Genomic DNA, 743 nt, shown 5'->3' on the forward strand with positions numbered 1-743 from the left:
CTGGGCGTTGTTAGAAGCCTTAAACGCACCTTATGGCATGCGCTTAGCTGAGTATAAAGAAATCGTATTATCCAGAATTATGCAACGAGAGAGCAAAGAACGTGAAATAGCTAGGCAACGACGTAAAGAGGTTGAACTACGTAAGAGGAAACCACATTTGTTTAATGTACCACAAAAACATTCACGTGATCCGTACTGGTTCGATGTCACTTATAACCAAATGTTCAAGAAATGGAGTGAAGCATAATGAGCATAATCAGTAACAGAAAAGTAGATATGAATGAAACGCAAGACAATGTTAAGCAACCAGCACATTACACATACGGCGATATTGAAATTATAGATTTTATTGAACAAGTAACGGCACAGTATCCACCACAATTAGCATTTGCAATAGGTAATGCAATCAAATACTTGTCTAGAGCACCGTTAAAGAATGGTCATGAGGATATGGCAAAAGCGAAGTTTTATGTAGATAGAGTGTTTGACTTGTGGGAGTAATGACCATGACAGATAACGCGCGTAAAGAATACTTAAACCAATTTTTCGGCTCTAAGAGATATCTGTATCAGGATAACGAGCGAGTGGCACATATCCATGTAGTGAATGGCGCTTATTACTTTCACGGGCATATCGTACCAGATTGGCAAGGTGTGAAAAAGACATTTGATACAGCGGAAGAGCTCGGAATATATATAAAGCAACATGGTTTGGAATACGAGGAACAGAAGCAACTAACTTTA

3 protein-coding genes are annotated in these 743 nt (G+C 38.8%); all 3 read left to right on the forward strand.

Features of this window, described 5'->3' with window-relative positions:
- Nucleotides 1–247, forward strand: a 247-nt coding sequence (locus KQ486_RS14135; protein ID WP_216688000.1) for an SA1788 family PVL leukocidin-associated protein, incomplete at its 5' end; no start/stop codon positions are given.
- Nucleotides 247–501, forward strand: a complete 255-nt coding sequence (locus KQ486_RS14140; protein WP_000022735.1) for a DUF3310 domain-containing protein — start codon at nucleotides 247–249, stop codon at nucleotides 499–501. The genes KQ486_RS14135 and KQ486_RS14140, both read left to right, overlap by 1 nt.
- The coding region (locus KQ486_RS14145; RefSeq protein WP_216688001.1) for an SAV1978 family virulence-associated passenger protein at nucleotides 501–743 on the forward strand (243 nt) is incomplete at its 3' end. The genes KQ486_RS14140 and KQ486_RS14145, both read left to right, overlap by 1 nt.

The sequence above is a fragment of the Allobacillus halotolerans genome (assembly GCF_018967645.1).
GTDB lineage: Bacteria > Bacillota > Bacilli > Bacillales > Alkalibacillaceae > Allobacillus > Allobacillus halotolerans.